General features: G+C 41.3%; 17 protein-coding genes. 10 read left to right on the plus strand and 7 right to left on the minus strand.

Going from position 1 to position 17,141, the window contains the following annotated elements; translation table 11 throughout:
* Nucleotide 1 precedes the first annotated feature (1 nt).
* On the plus strand, nt 2-1,660 hold the full coding sequence (gene sulP / locus PHY84_RS03460) for a sulfate permease (protein WP_299857774.1): 1,659 nt from the start codon (nt 2-4) through the stop codon (nt 1,658-1,660).
* Here the strand turns inward: sulP and PHY84_RS03465 are convergent.
* From PHY84_RS03465 to flgH, 3 genes are read right to left on the minus strand one after another with little or no spacing between them, the layout of a single operon-like run.
* Nucleotides 1,612-2,844 carry a GGDEF domain-containing protein gene (locus PHY84_RS03465; RefSeq protein WP_299857775.1) on the minus strand — a complete coding sequence of 411 codons (1,233 nt, stop codon included), beginning with the start codon at nt 2,842-2,844 and terminating at the stop codon, nt 1,612-1,614. The two genes, sulP and PHY84_RS03465, sit on opposite strands and share 49 nt — an antisense overlap.
* Nucleotides 2,845-2,853: 9 nt before the next feature.
* Complete coding sequence (locus PHY84_RS03470; protein ID WP_299857776.1) at nt 2,854-4,236, minus strand: hypothetical protein; 1,383 nt, start codon at nt 4,234-4,236, stop codon at nt 2,854-2,856.
* Nucleotides 4,237-4,249: 13 nt separating this feature from the next.
* Complete coding sequence (gene flgH, locus PHY84_RS03475) at nt 4,250-4,972, minus strand: flagellar basal body L-ring protein FlgH (protein ID WP_299857777.1); 723 nt, start codon at nt 4,970-4,972, stop codon at nt 4,250-4,252.
* 64 nt (nt 4,973-5,036) lie between these two features.
* Here flgH and PHY84_RS03480 point away from each other — a divergent pair, with 64 nt between their 5' ends.
* A complete protein-coding gene (locus PHY84_RS03480) occupies nt 5,037-5,480 on the plus strand; it encodes a GatB/YqeY domain-containing protein (RefSeq protein WP_299857779.1) in 444 nt (147 codons plus the stop codon).
* 2 nt (nt 5,481-5,482) lie between these two features.
* Here the strand turns inward: PHY84_RS03480 and PHY84_RS03485 are convergent, their stop codons facing one another.
* From PHY84_RS03485 to PHY84_RS03495, 3 genes are read right to left on the minus strand one after another with little or no spacing between them, the layout of a single operon-like run.
* The gene (locus tag PHY84_RS03485; RefSeq protein WP_363317883.1) at nt 5,483-6,805 is read right to left on the minus strand and encodes an MATE family efflux transporter; all 1,323 of its coding nucleotides are present in this window, start codon (nt 6,803-6,805) and stop codon (nt 5,483-5,485) included.
* On the minus strand, nt 6,796-7,071 hold the full coding sequence (locus PHY84_RS03490) for a hypothetical protein (RefSeq protein WP_299857781.1): 276 nt from the start codon (nt 7,069-7,071) through the stop codon (nt 6,796-6,798). Before PHY84_RS03490 ends, PHY84_RS03485 begins: the two co-directional genes overlap by 10 nt.
* A complete protein-coding gene (locus PHY84_RS03495; protein ID WP_299857782.1) occupies nt 7,068-9,248 on the minus strand; it encodes an EAL domain-containing protein in 2,181 nt (726 codons plus the stop codon). Before PHY84_RS03495 ends, PHY84_RS03490 begins: the two co-directional genes overlap by 4 nt.
* Before the next feature lie 279 nt (nt 9,249-9,527).
* Between PHY84_RS03495 and PHY84_RS03500 the strand changes: the two genes are divergently transcribed.
* From PHY84_RS03500 to PHY84_RS03535, 8 genes are all read left to right on the plus strand, one after another.
* Complete coding sequence (locus PHY84_RS03500) at nt 9,528-10,769, plus strand: TolC family protein (protein WP_299857784.1); 1,242 nt, start codon at nt 9,528-9,530, stop codon at nt 10,767-10,769.
* Nucleotides 10,766-11,911 carry an efflux RND transporter periplasmic adaptor subunit gene (locus PHY84_RS03505; protein ID WP_299857786.1) on the plus strand — a complete coding sequence of 382 codons (1,146 nt, stop codon included), beginning with the start codon at nt 10,766-10,768 and terminating at the stop codon, nt 11,909-11,911. The genes PHY84_RS03500 and PHY84_RS03505 overlap by 4 nt, the downstream gene beginning before the upstream one ends.
* Complete coding sequence (locus PHY84_RS03510) at nt 11,908-13,053, plus strand: ABC transporter permease (RefSeq protein ID WP_299857788.1); 1,146 nt, start codon at nt 11,908-11,910, stop codon at nt 13,051-13,053. Before PHY84_RS03505 ends, PHY84_RS03510 begins: the two co-directional genes overlap by 4 nt.
* Before the next feature lies 1 nt (nt 13,054).
* Entirely contained in the window at nt 13,055-13,768 is a 714-nt protein-coding gene (locus PHY84_RS03515) for an ABC transporter ATP-binding protein (RefSeq protein WP_299857790.1), read from the plus strand.
* Between the two features lie 59 nt (nt 13,769-13,827).
* Nucleotides 13,828-14,076 carry a hypothetical protein gene (locus PHY84_RS03520; protein ID WP_299857792.1) on the plus strand — a complete coding sequence of 83 codons (249 nt, stop codon included), beginning with the start codon at nt 13,828-13,830 and terminating at the stop codon, nt 14,074-14,076.
* An 85-nt stretch (nt 14,077-14,161) separates the two neighbouring features.
* Complete coding sequence (locus PHY84_RS03525) at nt 14,162-14,824, plus strand: response regulator transcription factor (protein WP_299857794.1); 663 nt, start codon at nt 14,162-14,164, stop codon at nt 14,822-14,824.
* Entirely contained in the window at nt 14,811-15,959 is a 1,149-nt protein-coding gene (locus tag PHY84_RS03530) for a HAMP domain-containing sensor histidine kinase (protein ID WP_299857795.1), read from the plus strand. The genes PHY84_RS03525 and PHY84_RS03530 overlap by 14 nt, the downstream gene beginning before the upstream one ends.
* Nucleotides 15,953-16,279: a hypothetical protein gene (locus PHY84_RS03535; protein WP_299857797.1), complete on the plus strand. Its 327-nt coding sequence runs from the start codon at nt 15,953-15,955 to the stop codon at nt 16,277-16,279. The genes PHY84_RS03530 and PHY84_RS03535 overlap by 7 nt, the downstream gene beginning before the upstream one ends.
* Nucleotides 16,280-16,281: 2 nt before the next feature.
* On the opposite strand, the gene PHY84_RS03540 is transcribed toward PHY84_RS03535, so the two are convergent.
* Nucleotides 16,282-17,133: a DUF808 domain-containing protein gene (locus tag PHY84_RS03540; protein WP_299857799.1), complete on the minus strand. Its 852-nt coding sequence runs from the start codon at nt 17,131-17,133 to the stop codon at nt 16,282-16,284.
* Between the last annotated feature and the right edge of the window lie 8 nt (nt 17,134-17,141).

A 17,141-nucleotide genomic window follows, 5' to 3' on the forward strand; every position in this document is an offset into this window, starting at 1 on the left:
AATGAGCAAACTTTTTGAACCTAAACTTTTTACTCTGCTCAAATCAGGTATAAGCAAGGAGCAGATAACGACTGATATCTTTGCAGGTATCGTGGTTGGTATCGTTGCTCTTCCGCTATCTATCGCTTTTGCGGTGGCTTCTGGGGTATCGCCTGAAAAAGGACTAATTACGGCTATCGTTGCAGGCTTTCTTATCTCGTTTTTGGGCGGCAGCAGAGTCCAAATCGGCGGACCGACAGGAGCGTTTATCGTTATCCTATATGCCATAGTTGAACAGTATGGTGTGGACGGACTGATGATTTCTACCATTATGGCAGGAGTTATTTTGATTGCCTTTGGGCTTCTGCGCCTTGGCAATCTTCTCAAATACTTTCCGCATCCGCTTATAGTTGGCTTTACAAGCGGTATTGCGGTGGTTATCTTCTCTACACAGGTAAAAGATGCACTTGGTCTTCCCATCGACAAACTGCCATCTGAATTTTATGAAAAATGGGTAGTCTATTTCTCACATCTTGGAGAGGCAAACCTCTATGCTATAGCTATCACCGTTGCAACTATTCTTATAACACTCTATTCCAAACATATCACAACAAAAGTACCGGGTTCTTTTGTAGCTATTATTTTTATAACACTTATCGTTCAAATATTTGCTATTCCCGTGACAACAATCGAATCCTTTTTTGGAGAAATCCCTAGCAATTTTAGTTTTGCCATGCCATCTGTAGAGCTTAGCACACTCCATATATACATCGCCCCTGCTCTAACCATCGCTCTTCTTGGTGGCGTTGAGTCTCTGCTCTCGGCAGTTGTAGCAGATGGTATGATAAGCGCAAAACACCGTTCCAACACAGAGCTTATAGCACAAGGCATCGCAAATGTCGTTACTCCGTTTTTTGGAGGCATCACCGCAACAGGAGCAATCGCCAGAACTGCGACCAATGTCAAAAACGGTGCACGAACACCCATAGCAGGAATAGTTCATGCACTTACGCTTCTTTTGATTATGCTTTTGTTCGCAAGCTACGCAAAACTTATCCCGATGGCTGCTCTTGCGGGCATACTTATCGTCGTCTCCTACAATATGAGCGAATGGCGTTCTTTTGTCTCTATACTTAGGGCCTCTCCCTTTGACATCATAGTTCTGCTTAGTACCTTTTTACTGACCGTGTTTGTCGATTTGACGGTAGCTATCCAAATCGGTGTTGTACTCTCCTCGCTTCTTTTTATGAAACGAATGGCAGATTTGGGTGCAGCTCCATCAGCGCGGGTGGATAGCGATGTTTTAGAGGATTACTCAAATGTTCCGGATGGCATCAGCATCTACGAGATAAGCGGTCCGCTCTTTTTTGCCTCTGCAAAACAGTACTCCGAGATTATTAAAAATATAGGCTTTCAGAGCCAAATCCTCATCATCCGCATGCGCCATGTCCCTTTTGTCGATGCCACGGCTCTTCATAACTTTGCAGAGATGATAAAAATCTTGCAACATGCAGGAGTAAAGATAGTCCTCTCAGGCGTTCAGGAGAGTGTTTTTAGAGACCTTAACAAAAGCGGGGTTGTCTCGTTGGTGGGGGAAGCAAATATTCTCAGCTCTTTTACAAAAGCTCTGGACTATGCCAAAGGGGTTTTAGCAAGTTCTTCAGAAGGTTCTCCAAGGTAATATCCTTGCGAGTAGTCGATATCAAGCTCTTTGACTTTAGCTTGCACTTCTGCACTGTGAACAAACTCCGCAATAATTTTTATACTGCTTTTTTTACAGAGCAAAACTATCGCTTCTACTATTATCTCACTGTTTTTATCATTTAAAATATTTTTTATAAAAGAGCCGTCAATCTTTACATAATCGGGCGAAAACTCCAAAAGTCTGGAAAAGTTTGAACTCTGACTTCCAAAATCATCGATAGCTATTTTAAACCCGTGGCGTCTTAGCGAATTGAGTTGATCCAGTATCTCAGGAGTATCAAGCGTATCTATATCTTCCAATATCTCAAGCACTACTCTTGATGGCGTGATACCATATTTTTTTGCATTTTTAAGTAGAAACTCTTCCAAAAAGTTAAGATATAAATCCGTGTTCGTGATATTAATAGAAAACTCAAATTCATTAGCACTAAACATCTTAAAACTCTGCGTAATCACCGTCTTTGTTACAAGAGAAAGTGTTCCTGTAAGCTTTGAAGCCTCCATAAATCGTATAGGCGGAGTAAGAATTCCATTATCACAAATCCTGACAAGACACTCATACTTCTCTACTTTGCCCGTCGCATTGTTGATGATTGGCTGATAGTAGGTAAGAAGATGCTCACCTTCAAATGCCTCTTTTATCTTGTTTACCCAATAGACATTTTCCTGCTGTTTTTTGATAAAAGCAGAGCTTGCATCATAAATCTTAAATGATGCCCGCTTATGCTCCCTAAGCTCTTCGATTGCCGTTCTTGCTTGGTTGAGTATCTCACTTCCGCCGCCTATTGCTATACCCACGCTTATAGAGACTTTTACGCTAATATCTTCAGCTACTTCTATCTCACTCTGGTCAAAAAAAGAGATCATAGAGCTTGCCGCATCACTAAGTCTTTGCAGGCTCATCATCTCTAAGCAAACAATGGCAAACTCATCCGAATTGATGCGAAAAAGCATAGAAGTGTATGGTTTTGCCAGAGAAAGAAGCTCTGCTATACGCACAAGTGCCTTATCTCCTATCTCAAATCCGTATCTATTGTTGATATTATTAAAATTATCAATATCCACCAAAAAGAGATTTGCATGTTTAACATGTCGCAAATAATCAATCAAAGCAAATCTGTTTGAAACATTGGTCAAAGAGTCACACTGTAGATTTTGCATCTTTTAGTCCTATTTTACAATAATATATTCTACCGGTTTTTTGTCTTTATATTTTGGCATACTCATCCCCAGAGTTGCATTCACATAAGTTGGATCAGCGACAACAAACCTTTTGGATTTTATACTCACGCTATCTCCCTCAAGAGGTATATAAAGCGCTGTTGCCATGTGGTCTTTATATTTCACTCCTACAACATTGATGCCAAAAAACTCTTTAACAAGAGAAGAAAAGAGAATCGCCCTATCTTCGCAATCCGATTTGTCATAGTAAAGCGTCTCTTGCGCAAACATCACTTTTTCTCGTGAAAACTGCTCATTGTCTTGCTGATAGACAAAAGCACTCTGCACAAAGTGAAGTACAAAATTGATAGCGTTACTCGCTTTTTTTCCGCTGATATACTCTTTAAAAGCGATACTTAAATCACTCAAAGTAGCTCTTTCAAGCGGTGCATTAAAAAAAGTCTCATAATCTGCCTGTGGGTATGTTGCCATAAAATCTATAAGATTTTTATTATAACTAAATAAAACATTATAATTCTCTCCTTGTAAAGAGAATTTAAGCGATTTTTTCTGAATATTTTGTGCAAATCTTGGAAGCATTTCTAAAGAGAGGTCAAGCTCTTTTGTTGCATTTGGGTACTCCTGATCATAGGAAAAAATTCTTCCTACCCCACCTTTTGCATAGTTAGCGACAACGTAATAGTTTTTATTGCCAAAGCTGTATCTTGGCGTAGCATAGATACTCTTTTGTGCATAGTGCATCAAAACCGTATGTCCGTTTGCTAAACCGATTTTTACTGCATATCCGAGCTTGTTGAGCAAAAACCAGCTTAAAAGGTTTGTATTATCTGAATTTGATGCTGCCGTTTGCGAGATTTTTGTAACTAAAAGATAAACCCCCCAGTCATTAAGCCCCATCTCCTTAGCCGCTGCTTGTATGTCCGCTACCAACGTCTCATAATCACTGGAAGCCGCAGCTGAAAAAAAGTTGGTTATCCCACTCTGATTTTGGGGATAAAAGTTGCTTTTTTTAAGGCTTTCAGAGAGTTCAAACGACATCTTTGTTCCAAAAAAATCAAAAGAGAGTGCTTTTTGCTTGATAATCTGAGGTTTTATCTCAACGATTACAGACTCATTTGCATCCTCTTTAACTTGAAGATATATTTTTGGACCGACTGGATTTTGGACTTGCGGCGCTATAGGAGTAATGTTTAAAGGTTTTGGCTCTTCATAAAGAGGAGTTGGCTTTTGCTCGTTAAACGCCTTCCATTCTTGTTTAAGATATTTTTCAAAGGCATTATCCCTTTCATCTTTGTAGCTTTTAAAAGATTCGGCTTGAGCTTTTTTAAAATCCTTAAAACTCTGCTGCGCATAAAGCGGTGTAAACGCCAACAGCAGCCAGAGACTAAAACGGCCACACAGATTGAACAATTTTTGATCCCCACCCCTGCTCTGTCGCACGCTCCACATCCCCTTGTGTTTTATAAAGAATCTTTGCATCACTCATTTGTGAAGAGTTGATGGTGTTACTCTGGTCAATGTCATACGGACGTATAACTCCGCCTATCTGAATAATCTGTTTTTGGTTGTCTATAAGAATCTCTCTGCTGCCGGAGATAAAGTAGTTCCCATTTTCCAAAACTTTAACAATCCTCGCCGAAACGGTCGTTGTAAAAGAGGCATCCTTGGTTGCACTTCCCTGCCCCTTATATGCACTCTCAGAACCGGCGTTAAATCCAAGATTTGCTATACCGTTGAGTTTGTTTACCGCAGAGTTAACTGCCGAATTTGAACCCGTTGAAGTAAAAGCACCGCCGCCAAGACCAAGCGAATCACTCTCACTCAACTGCTTTGAACCGCTGTTTGAACTCTTTGCCGTCTCAGAGATAACCACCGTCACAATATCATTTACATGCATCGCTTTATGGTCGGAAAAGAGGGGATTTTCCCCCTGCCCAAAGATACTGCCCGTCGATGTAAAATCTTTCCTATCCTCACGCGAGGGCATCTGTTCCACGTACGCAGGCGGTTCAAAATCTATCTTAGGCTCTGTCAAATTTGCAGTACAACCAGAAAAAAACATTATAACATAAATAGGCAGCAAAAACGGCAAAAACTTCTCTCTCATCGCATCTCTCTTTCTTATTCTGCTATAATCATAGCAATAATAGTTCCAAACAAAAAGGCAAAATATGAGTTTAAGAAACAAAATTAATGAAGATGTAAAAGAGGCTATGAAAGCTAAAGACGCAAAAAAAAGAGATGCGCTAAGGCTGCTTATGAGTGCTTTTAAACAGATAGAAGTTGATGAACGCAAAGAGTTGAATGACGATGATGTCATCAAAATCATACAACAGCAAATCAAAAGAAGAGACGATTCGGCGCAGCAGTACAAAAATGCAAACAGAGAAGAGTTGATGCAAAATGAACTTGATGAGATTGCATACTACAAAGAGTATCTACCTGCGCAACTAAGTGACGATGAACTGACTTCGGCACTCAAAGAGATAATAGCAAAAGTCGGAGCAACAACTATAAAAGATATCGGAAGAGTTATGGGAACTGCAAGCAAAGAGCTATCAGGCAAAGCAGACGGCAAAAGAATCAACGAATGTGCTAAGAGTTTGCTTAGCTAATATTATATTTTAGTATCCAGCCAAACTCTCTTTTTATAGATAGCCATATAGACGACTCCCTTGATAAGCGTCTCAACATTCATAATAATAAAAATCGCCTCGATAGGATAGCCTAGTTTGTAGGCGATAAAAGAGGGTATGACGCGAAAAATCCAGAGCGAAAAAACGCTGATTTTAAGTGTTGTTTTGGTTGCTCCCGCACCTCTTAGAGCACCTGAGTAAACAAACATGATAGCAAGAGGTATTTGCGCCAAACCTACAAAGATAAGATAGTATGATGCCACGGCTATGGTCTGAGTGTCTTGCGTGAAAAAGCCTACCAAAAACTCCGGAAAAAGGATGAGCACCACCCCAACACTTCCCATAAACATGTACGCTATGCGTCCGCTGATAATGCCCATGGCATAGGCTCTCTCTTTCTCTCTCGCACCCAAACTCTGCCCCACAAGCGCAGTTGCGGCGATAGCAAAACCAAACCCCGGCATAAAAGCGATTCCCTCTATGCGAAGCCCTACCTGATAGCCCGCCAACTCCGCCGTTCCGTAAGCGGCGATAATGGCTACAAAAAACAAAAACGAGATACTCGATATACCCCGCTCCAGCGCCGCACTCCATCCCACATGCCACACCCTGATAATATCTTTGATGCGAAAAAGTGGAAGTATGCCAAGATGTGCGTGTGGTTTTTTTAGTAGCAAAAAGTAAGCAGCGACATTGAAACCATAAGCAAAAACAGTCGCATACGCCGCCCCCTCTACCCCCATCGCCTCAAAACCAAAATGCCCAAAGATAAAAACATAGTTCAAAAAAGCGTTGAGTGCGGAGGAGAGAAGTTTGATATAGAGCGAGTTTTTTGTATCGCCAGCCGCTGAGAGGGCGTTATAAAAAAGCGCATCGATAAACATAAAAACCATCCCAAGAGAGATAATCTTAAAGTAGAGCGCACCCTGCTCCACCACTTCTGCTTCTGCTCCCATCATGGCGTAAATATACTCACTTCCAAAGTAACCGCCAAAACTTACAAAGAGAGAAAAAACCGCTGCAACAATGGCAAGAGCGTAGAGAAGTGCGGAGGCTCTCCTTTTTCTCCTCTGCCCGATAAAACGAGAGATAAGTGCATTGCCGCCCACAACATAGAGCGTCATAAGCACATTGACAATCATCATAAACTGCATGCTCATCCCAACTGCCGCAAGAGCCGAGACGCTTACCATCCCTACCATAAGCATATCAATGAGGATTTGCAAGATATCGACTAGATGTTTGAGTGCGGCAGGAATGGCGATGGAAAATACTTTACGGGTATCTTGAGAGACTAAAAAAATTGCGCCACCTCTTGCATAGCTTCAAAAAGCGCCTCTTTTGTCTCAAAAAGAAGCTCTTTTTTTTCTCGCACCTTCTCACCTGATGGGGTAAAGTCAAAAACCAAAACGTAGGAAACTATCTTGACTTTGTCGGTGTTCATATCTGCCCATTCAAGGCTCATCTCGGCAACTTCTCCATGTGCGTCCACAACAGCCGCGGGGTAGAGACGTGTCACTTTTGATAAGTCAAGCACGCCGATTTTTGAGTGATAAAACATCTCTTTCATGCTTGCTCTTGTTCACCTATGAGGTCGGTCGGCTTCCCAAAATAGTACCCTTGAAACTCATCTACGCCATACTCTTTAAGGAGTTCAAAAATCTCTTCATTTTCTACATACTCCGCAACAGTAGTGATGTGCAGCTCACGGGCAAAACTGATGATACTCTTAACCAAAATTTTCGAATCTTCATCACTTAAGATATTGCAAATAAGAGAGCCGTCAATCTTAAGATAGTCAGGTTTTATCTCCAAGATATGCGCATAGTTTGCATAGCCGCTTCCAAAATCATCTATGGCAATCAAAACACCCATCGCTCTTAGTTTTTTCACTACTTGAAGCAGCCTCTCAAAGTTTTCGACACCCTCTTGTTCTGTTATCTCCACAACTACTCTTGATGGCGAATCAAGCTTTTCTATCCCATCCATCAATGTTTTTATAACAGATGGGTTGAAAAAATCATTTGGCAGAAAATTTAAAGAGATACGTTCCTCTCTGTTTTGAAAAAACTTCAAAGAGAGACGCAAAATCTCTTTTGTCATCTTGATATAAAGCTCGCTGTTCATGGCGATACTCAAAAATTCGTTTGGATACATAATCCTCTTTTTACCGCCGTCATACGCAACGATACGCATCAATGCTTCATACTTAACCGCTTTTCCGTTATGATCTGTGATGGGTTGAAAAAACGGGATTACGTTTTTGTGTTCAAGGGCATGTTTAATGCTTCTTTTTACTTTGACAACAGTTTGAGAATGCTCTTTTGTATCTACTTTTTGCGAGTAAATCATAAAAGAAAGGGACTCTTTTCTTGCCTTTTTAAGTGCCATTTGCGCATACTCAAGCGAATGTTCATTGTCAAATGCCACTCCTGAGTACATCTCTACACTAATAATCTCTTCAGCCTCTTTGAGTGCGATTTTAAGTGCATTTACCCTTTGATGCAGCTCTTTGAGAGTTTTATAGCAGGTCTCCTCATCAAAAAAATCCTCCTCTTTTAAAAGCACAAACTCATCCGATGAGATTCTATAAGCACTAAAGCCCTTCTCTTTTGCAAAATCACTAAAAAGTGCCGCAACTCGGATAAGAACTTCATTGCCGACATCCACACTGTAAAGTTCGTTGATAAGGCTAAACTCTTTGATATTGCTAACTATAAGCACTTTGCCGTGTTGGGTAAAAAGTGCGTCATTTAGTGCGTATCTGTTAAACAGTCCTGTCAGATGGTCTATATAAATCTGTTTTGAGTAATAATTTAAGATTTTTGTAAAACTCTGATGCATTAAAATAACCAAAATAAGCATAGCAGAGGCAATAAGAAAAAAGAAACGCTGTAAAAATTCAGTATCTTTTTTAAGGATATCGCTTATATCAAATCCGACAACAAGGTAACCCATCGTCTGTAAAAGATGATTTTGCAAAGCTATGGACATATCAACCTTATAACTCATCTTTTTGTCTGTCTGTTTTTGCAAAAAGTAGTTTTTTAGACTTGTGTTGCCACGAACAAGTTGAAGCTTATCGTCTATTTTCACTACTGCTTTTTGGTCAAGCAAAATCTCAAGCTGCGCTCTCTCAAGCGCAACACCTACATCAATTTTGAAAACCGCACCAAGCTCCTCCAAAAAAGCCCTCGGATTGATACCAAGCTCTACATTGCCAACATAAACATCTTTGTAAAAGATGGGTTTTGTAAGACGGTAGGTTATATCAAGGTTGCCCACTTCAAAGCCGCTAAATGGACGTCTTAACATATTTGTGTCAACTATTAAAGTACGCTTTTTGTTTAGTTCATCCCCAAAATAGTCCGGCTGATGCGCACGCAAAAGAGTGATGTTTTCTGTGGAACGAAAAGTAAGAATATCTGCATCTTTTTGCACATCTCTAAGCTTTTTATAGTAAGGCTCAACGATTCGCTTCAGTGCCTCATAATCCCTGCGAGCCATCGCCTCTGCCAACCCCTCCGCCGCAACGATATTTGAGAGTTTAAAACTCAAATCGGCTTCACTTTTTTGGATATTTTCTAAAAATAGATTCTTTGTACCCCAAGCTATTCTTTGAAACTCCTGTTCAACCGATTTTTCAAGCTGACGCTCCAAGAGTATGTAGATACCCACAAGCGAGAGCAAAAAGAGAGATAGCGTCAAAATAAGAGTATTGCGTTTGATTTTACTTGGAAGATTCATTACGCTCTTTTGTGATAGATTTTTTTTTGTTAATGAAATTGTATCCCTCTTTATCTTAAAGTTTTTTAAGCTTTAAACAAACCGTTTTATTTGCTTCACTCACCCTAAACTTGTACCGCAAGGGTATTTCCTTTGGTCATTCGTGGTCTTTGGTTTACCAATGAAGAACTAGCCGTCACCCTGAACTTGATTCAGGGTCTAGGTTTTGGTATTTCCACAAAAATTTCACAAAAATAGGGAATAATAAGTTTTTTAAAACCCTAATTTCGTGGACGCTTTATGAAAAAAACTCTTCTTCTTTTTCTCTCTTGTTTTACACTTTACGCAAAAACGCTCACAGTCGATTCGTGTATTGAAGCGGCACTGCAAAATCATCCGGATATCAAAAGGCTCTCTCTAAGCAGCTTGCAAAGCGGCTCTTTGGTCGATATCGCCAAAGCCGACTATCTGCCTCAGCTCAACCTAAATGCCCAGTACAACCCGCACAACACATTTACGCTACAGCAAAACGGTACATTTAACACCATAGAGGATGACAACTTTATAGCAGAGGCAAAAGTGACGCAAAAGATATATGACTTTTCAAAAACCGCCTCAACCATAGAAGCGTACGAAAAAAACAAAAACGTCACTGCGCTCTCGCTTGAAGAGGCAAAATCGCTTCTTGCCTTTAGCGTAAAAAATCTCTACAACAAAGCGCTTTTCCAGACAAAAGCACTCAAGACAAGACAAAAAGACATAGAAACAAAAGAGGAACTTTACAAACAAGCAGAAGCTCTTGTGCGTGAGGGACTAAAAACAAAGGCGGATGCTTCAAGCATGCTAAGTGCGCTCTACAACGCAAAAGATGCTTACGCTACCACAAAAGCCGAACTTGACAAGGCGGTTGCAACGCTCTTTTTGTATATGGGAGAAGAGGCGGATTTGAGCGTGACACTAGAGGAGAACGCACCCACAACGCTTCAAAGCGCAAACGCACTCGATACCATTTTTGCAAAAAATCCCTCACTTTTGGGTTTAAGCGAACAAATCACAAGAGACACGCTTCTCTACAACGCTTCAAAAGCCGCAAACTATGGCTCTGTCGATGCGGTGGCTTCTTACACTTATCAAGATTCACTTAGCAAGTATGACACTTCCATGCTCGGCATAGGCATAAACATCCCGCTCTACAGCGGCGGCAGGCTAAGTGCGCAAAATGAGTACACACGCATAGAAAAAGAGAAGACAAAAGAGTCCTACAAAGCAAAAAAACTCCAACTTGAGGAGCAGACACTCACACTTATAGCCGATTTAAAGCGTTACAAGGCAACCATTGAGGCAAAAGAAGCACTCATCAACTCATCCCTTGCAACCAAGGAGATAGTCGAAGCACGCTACAAAGAGGGGCTTTCAACCTACATAGAGGTTTTGGATGCGGCAACTACTCACCTTCAAGCACAGCTTGGACTTCTTGAGGCGAGATTTGCGCTCCAAAACATTCAAAATAATTTAGAGTATTTACAAGGAGAGAAAAAATGAAAAGTTGGATGAAGTACATGCTTATCGCCGCCGTTATCATCGCAGGAGGCACGCTATTTTACAAAAAAGTGTATATTGTCAAATCAACTTTTGAGATAGCACAACCCACAAAAGGCGACCTCAAAGTCTCCATCCGAGGTATCGGAAATGTTGACGCAAAAAACATCTATGCCATCACTGCACAGAGCGGAGGACGCATAGAGGAGATACATTTTGATGAGGGAATGTGGGTCAAAAAAGGGGATTTACTTCTTAGCATTGATGCGGTTGAGCTTCCATCACTCATAGGCGAGGCAAAAGCGACACTTCAAAAATCTTCTCATGAAGCCGCTTCAGCCAAAGAGAATATAGTGAGTTTGGAGGCGCAAAAGGTGCTTCTTGAAGCTACACACGAGCGATACAAAAAGCTTTTGGAGCAAAAATTTGTCTCTCAGGCAGAGTATGACAAAGCAAAAAGCGACATAGACAACATCAAAGCGCAGGTAAACGCACAAAAGGCAAAAATCGCCTCCGCCGCTTCAGAAGAGCAGCGTATGCAAAAAAACATAGAAGCACTCCAGACAAAGCTTGAGCGGCTTAAAGTTTACGCTCCCATCGATGGTTATGTTATCTCAAAAGAGGCGGAAAAAGCCTCTTATGTTCTGCCCTCAACCGTTATCTTCAAGATAGTTGACCCTGCCACGCTATGGGTGAGGGCGAACATAGATGAGAGAGTTGCACAAAATGTAAAAGTGGGACAAGACGCATCCATCAAACTCCGCTCAAAACCAAACGAAAAGCTAAAAGGAACACTTCAGCGTGTAGTTGCCATGAGCAACGCCGTGACTTTGGAGCGTGAGGTAAACATCGGTTTTGACGCTACACCGGAGACTTTTTATATCAACGAACAAGCAGAGGTGAACATTCACATAGCGACACATAAAGATGTTCTAAAAGTACCGCTGAAACTTTTAAGCAAATACAGCGGTAAAAAAGGTCTCTGGGTGGCAGAGAGTGATAGAGCCTACTTCAAAGAGGTATCTGTTTTGGCGCAAAATGATGAAGAGGCGGCGATTGGCTCCGGCATAGAGATTGGTGCGGAGCTTTTAGTGCCAAAGATAAACAACAAACCGCTTAGTGATGGAATGAAGATTTTTCGATGATTGATTTAGCTAAAAGAGACATAGAGCACACACTTGGCAAGTTTTTAGTCACCGCTATGGGTGTTGGGATGCTGCTTGGGATAGTCCTTATCATGATTGGCGTTTACCGTGGGATGATGGTGGATGCAGAGATTTTGCTTGATGATATCAGTGCGGATTTATGGATAGTACAGGAAGACACGCTTGGACCTTTTGCCGAATCATCCAGAGTTTATGAAGACCTAAAAGATATCATCTATGTGATGGAGGGCATAGAGACAAGCGAGGCGATGACCTTTCAAAACATCCAGCTTCCGCGCCCAGAAAAACCGGTGCGTGTCGTGGCGGTGGGGTATGATATAAGAGGTCTCATCAACCCTGTCAATCCAAAGAGGCTGATTGAGGGCAGAGACATTAAAAACGACCATTACGAAATCGTCGTTACAGACAAAACAGGCTTTAAGCTAGATGACAAAATCAAGCTTGGACGCAACTTCTACACCGTTGTAGGCATCACCCACAGCACCGTCTCCAACGGCGGCGACCCGCTTGTTTATATCAGCCTCAAAGATGCTCAGGATTTGCAGTTTTCCTACTCAAACAAAGAGATTCAAAACAATGAAGCCAGAGGGGTAAAAAACTCTGAAACATTCGTAGTCAACGTTATCGTGGCTCGTGTAAAAACAGGTTATGATGTGAACGATGTCGCAAAAGAGATACGCAAATGGCAGCACAAAAGCGTCTATACCGCCGCACAGCAAAAGATGATTTTGACAAAAAATCTTATAGAAAAATCAGCAAAACAGATAGGACTTTTTACCGCTATTTTGATTGTAGTTTCTACCATCATCATCGCACTTATCATCTACACCATGACACTGGAGAAGATGAAGGAGATTTCTATTATGAAGCTAATGGGGCTTCCAAACTTGCTTATCATCTCCATGATTGTCAAAGAGACGCTGCTTCTTGGCGTTTTTGCTTTTATCTTTGGAAACATCTTCTCTCATCTCACTTATGACAAGTTTCCAAAACGCATCGTGCTTGAGATACCGGATGCGTGGGCGCTTTTTGGTGTCGTTATCATCGCTTCCATACTCGCCTCTTTTGTAGGTGTCAAAAAAGTTATCAGCGCCGACCCCTCAGCGGCGATAGGAGGGTGAAATGCAAAAAGAAACAGCCATAAAAGTAGAAAACTTGGTCAAAAACTTCGGTAAAGGCGACAACCTTGTCAAAGTCATAGAAAATGCCTCGTTTGAGATAAAAAAAGGGGAACTAGTAGCCCTCATAGCTCCAAGCGGTGCAGGAAAAACCACGCTTCTTATGATGATAGGATGCGTGCAAGAGCCTACAAGCGGAGAGATTTGGTTGGGAGAAGATAAAGTTTACGACAACAGATGGACGGCTAAAGATACACGTAAAATCCGCCGAGAAAAGATAGGCTTTATCTTCCAAGCCCACTATCTCATACCATTTTTAAACATTATAGAAAACATCACGCTTCTGCCGCAAACCAACAAAGTAAGCGAAAAAGCAGCAAAACAAAAAGCGATGGAACTCTTGGAGTACCTCGACATCGCCGATAAAGCCCACGCCATGCCATCACAGCTCTCAGGCGGACAAAACCAAAGAGTAGCCATCGCCAGAGCATTAGCCAACAACCCCCAAATCATCCTAGCCGACGAACCAACCGCCGCCCTTGATGCCCAGCGTTCCATAAGTGTTATCAAGATGCTCAAAAAAATAGCCGAGGAACAAAATGTCGCCATTATTACCGTAACCCACGACGACCGCATCCTTCCATATTTTGACAAAATCATGAAGATAGAAAACAGAGGGATTATTTTTCATACGCTAGATGCTGAGAGGATTATCTAATCCACAATTATTTCACTACTTTGTATCATAATGTGTCAAATCAAAACTAAGGATACAAAATGAAGAAAATTTTACTCGCGTTAGTGCTACTTGGTACTTTTAGTATGGCAGAGGAGAGTTTTGCTGCACATGAAGCAAAAATGCAACAGATGCAGGAGCGTACTCAAAAGCAAGACGGTACAGGAGAGCAAAAAAGAAACAAAAACCAAAATCGCTCAGGAAAATCAGAGCAGTCAGGTTCAGGTCCAAAAGACGGTACCGGCAACCAGTACAAAGGTGCAAACGGCAGCGGCGGCGGGAGAAGATAGGGTGGAAATTCACTCAAACGGTATAATGCAGCAGATGCAGATGAAAAGCGTTTATGCATAAAAAAGATTTTAGGTATAATCTTTTATGAAAATTTTATACCTAGAAGATGATATTGCCCTCTCAGAGACGATTACGGAGTTTTTGTGCGATGAGGGATTTGAAGTGGTAAGTGTTTATGACGGCGAAGAGGCTTTGGAAGCGATTTACAGAGACAATTTCGACATGCTTTTGCTAGATGTCAATGTCCCTCACATCAATGGATTTAAGCTTCTTCAAGAGTTGCGTGGTGCAAACATAACAACGCCTGCTATCTTTACCACTTCACTCAACAGTATAGACGACCTCTCAAAAGGATATGACGTCGGTGCGGATGACTACATCAAAAAACCTTTTGTTTTAAAAGAGCTGCTTTTTCGTATCAAAGCACTTTTAAAGCGGGAGTTTAAGATTCAAAACGAAGTGACGCAAATCACGCAAGGTATCAACTTCAACACACTTACTCATGAACTGATTTTGCATGACCAAAAAGTGCTGCTTCACCCAAAAGAGGTTTTGCTTTTAAAACTGCTCCTCAAACATAAAAACGAATGCGTCTCTTTTGAAGAAATTTACCAAAATGTCTGGTCTTTTGAATCTCCACACAGCGATATGAGTCTTAGAACCTACATAAAAAACCTGCGCAAACATCTCGGAAAAGAGAGGATTTTAAGTATTAAAAAAGTGGGGTACAAATTTGTACAAGAGTGAAAAACAGACTATTTTTTATGTGCTTGGTCTCTACCTCAGCTCCACGCTCCTGCTTATTTTTACACTTTTTAGCAGCTACTATCTCTACAAACTTGATGAGCGTGAACATCAAGAGAAGAGAGTTTTAAAAGATTATGCTTTAGTGCTTGAGGAGAAGCTTCTTGGGGTTCATAAAAACAGCGACACAAGGTACGAATACCCACGATTTAGAGAATTTCAAAGCGCTATTTACGACATAGATAAAAACCTCATCTTCTCAACACTCCAAAAAATGCCTAAAAATCTGGAACAGGAGTTTTTTTTTCAAGGAGACAATGTTTATTACATCGCTCCGCTAAAACCATACTATCTCGGCGGTGCGTATGCCGTGATAGAGAAAAAACAAGAGCCGCTTCACATCATAGGCGATATTGTTATAGCCGCTCTTCTTGTTGTTCTAATCGCTCTTGTAACTTCTTTTTTTCTTGTAAAACTTGTCTTGCGACCTCTGCGCAGCACGCTGCATCTGCTTGACAACTTTATCAAAGAGACCACGCACGAGCTTAACACACCCATCACGACTATTCTTACCAACATTGAAACACTTGGCAGTGAAGAGTGTGACGAAAAGTCTATGAAAAAGCTCCAACGCATCAAAACAGCGTCCATGACTATCTCCAATCTTTATCAGGATTTGGTCTATCTGCTTCTAAACCATCAAGTCGCATCACAAAACCAAACGCTTAACCTCTCAGAAATTGTGCGCCAAAGAGTACATTACTTCTTGGACACGGCAAATGCAAAAAAACTCACGCTTGATGTAACACTCCAAGATAATGTTCTCTTTTTTGCCGACAGACAAAAGATGGAGCGTCTCATCGACAACATTCTCTCAAACGCCATAAAGTACACCAACAAAGCCACCACCATCACCATTACGTTATTGCCATCTTCTTTTGTGATACAAGACGAGGGGAATGGCATGAGCCAAGAAGAGATAAACAGGATTTTTGAGCGATACAGCAGATTTGACAAAACACAGGGCGGTTTTGGCATCGGTTACAGCATTATCAAGTCTATCGTTGATGAGTACGGCATACGTATTGTTATAGATTCGGAGCAAAAAAAAGGAACAAAGGTAACACTCACATGGTAAAAATAACGCTTCTTATCCTTACACTTGCAACTTTTATGAGTGCCTCAAGCTTTGAAGAGAACTGCCTAAAATGCCACAGCAAAGACTTCAAATTTGCAATGATGATGAAAAAATACACCCAAAATCATAGCAGCGAACGAAAAATCAAAGAGGCAATCTTTGACTACCTCAAAAACCCGAGTGCCGACAAATCCGTTCTCCCGTACGAGTACATCAACAGATTTGGCGTCAAAGAAAAAACAACTCTCGACGATGCAACGCTAAGAGAGATGATAGATATCTACTACAAAATGTTTAACATCAAAGAGAGGATTTATTAGACTTACTTCCCTCTCACCATATAAAAAACCTTTACAACCGCCAAAACAACCGCACCGATAACCAATCCAAGCAGCATTTCATTGACTATGGCAGGAACACCCTCTAAAAAGTAGTGGTGCAAAAACTCCACCTTGTGCGCAATGATGCCGCCACCAACCAAAATCATGGCAAAAGTTCCCACAAACGCAAGCGTTTTTATCACTTTTGGCATAGCATTTATAAGTAAAGCACCGCTTCTCTCATACCCTTTACCGATAAGCCAAAAACCGACATTATCCATCCGCACTATCATTGCAACAAACCCGTAAACCCCAAAAGTAGCCACCAAAGCCACTATAACCGTAGAGACAGCCTGTACCCCAAAAGATTTCTCCGCCACAGCAGCAAGAGCGATAACGACTATCTCCACAGAGAGGATAAAGTCAGTCAAAACCGCCGACTTGATTTTTTCTTTTTCAATCTCCAAAATAGTCTCAGGCGTGGAGTTCAGCAGCTCCTCTTTATCTTCATGATGTTCTTTGTGTAAAAGCCACTCCTCTATCTTCTCCACCCCCTCATAAAGCAAAAAAAGCGCACCAAAAACAAGGATAACCGTGATAAGAGCAGGAGCAACCGCACTTAAGACAAAAGCCACAGGCAAGATAATCACCTTATTTTTAAGCGACCCCTTAGTAATAGCCCAGATAACCGCCAACTCCCTAGACTGCTCAAACCCAGTCGCCTTTTGTGCATTTACCGCCAAATCATCCCCAAGTATCGCCGCCGTCTTTTTAGTAGCCATCTTGCTAGCCACCGCCACATCATCAGCAAGCATTGCAATATCATCTAAAAGTAAAAAAATTCCTGATGCCATTTATCTCC

The sequence above is a fragment of the Sulfurimonas sp. genome (assembly GCF_028694605.1).
Taxonomy (GTDB): Bacteria; Campylobacterota; Campylobacteria; order Campylobacterales; family Sulfurimonadaceae; genus Sulfurimonas.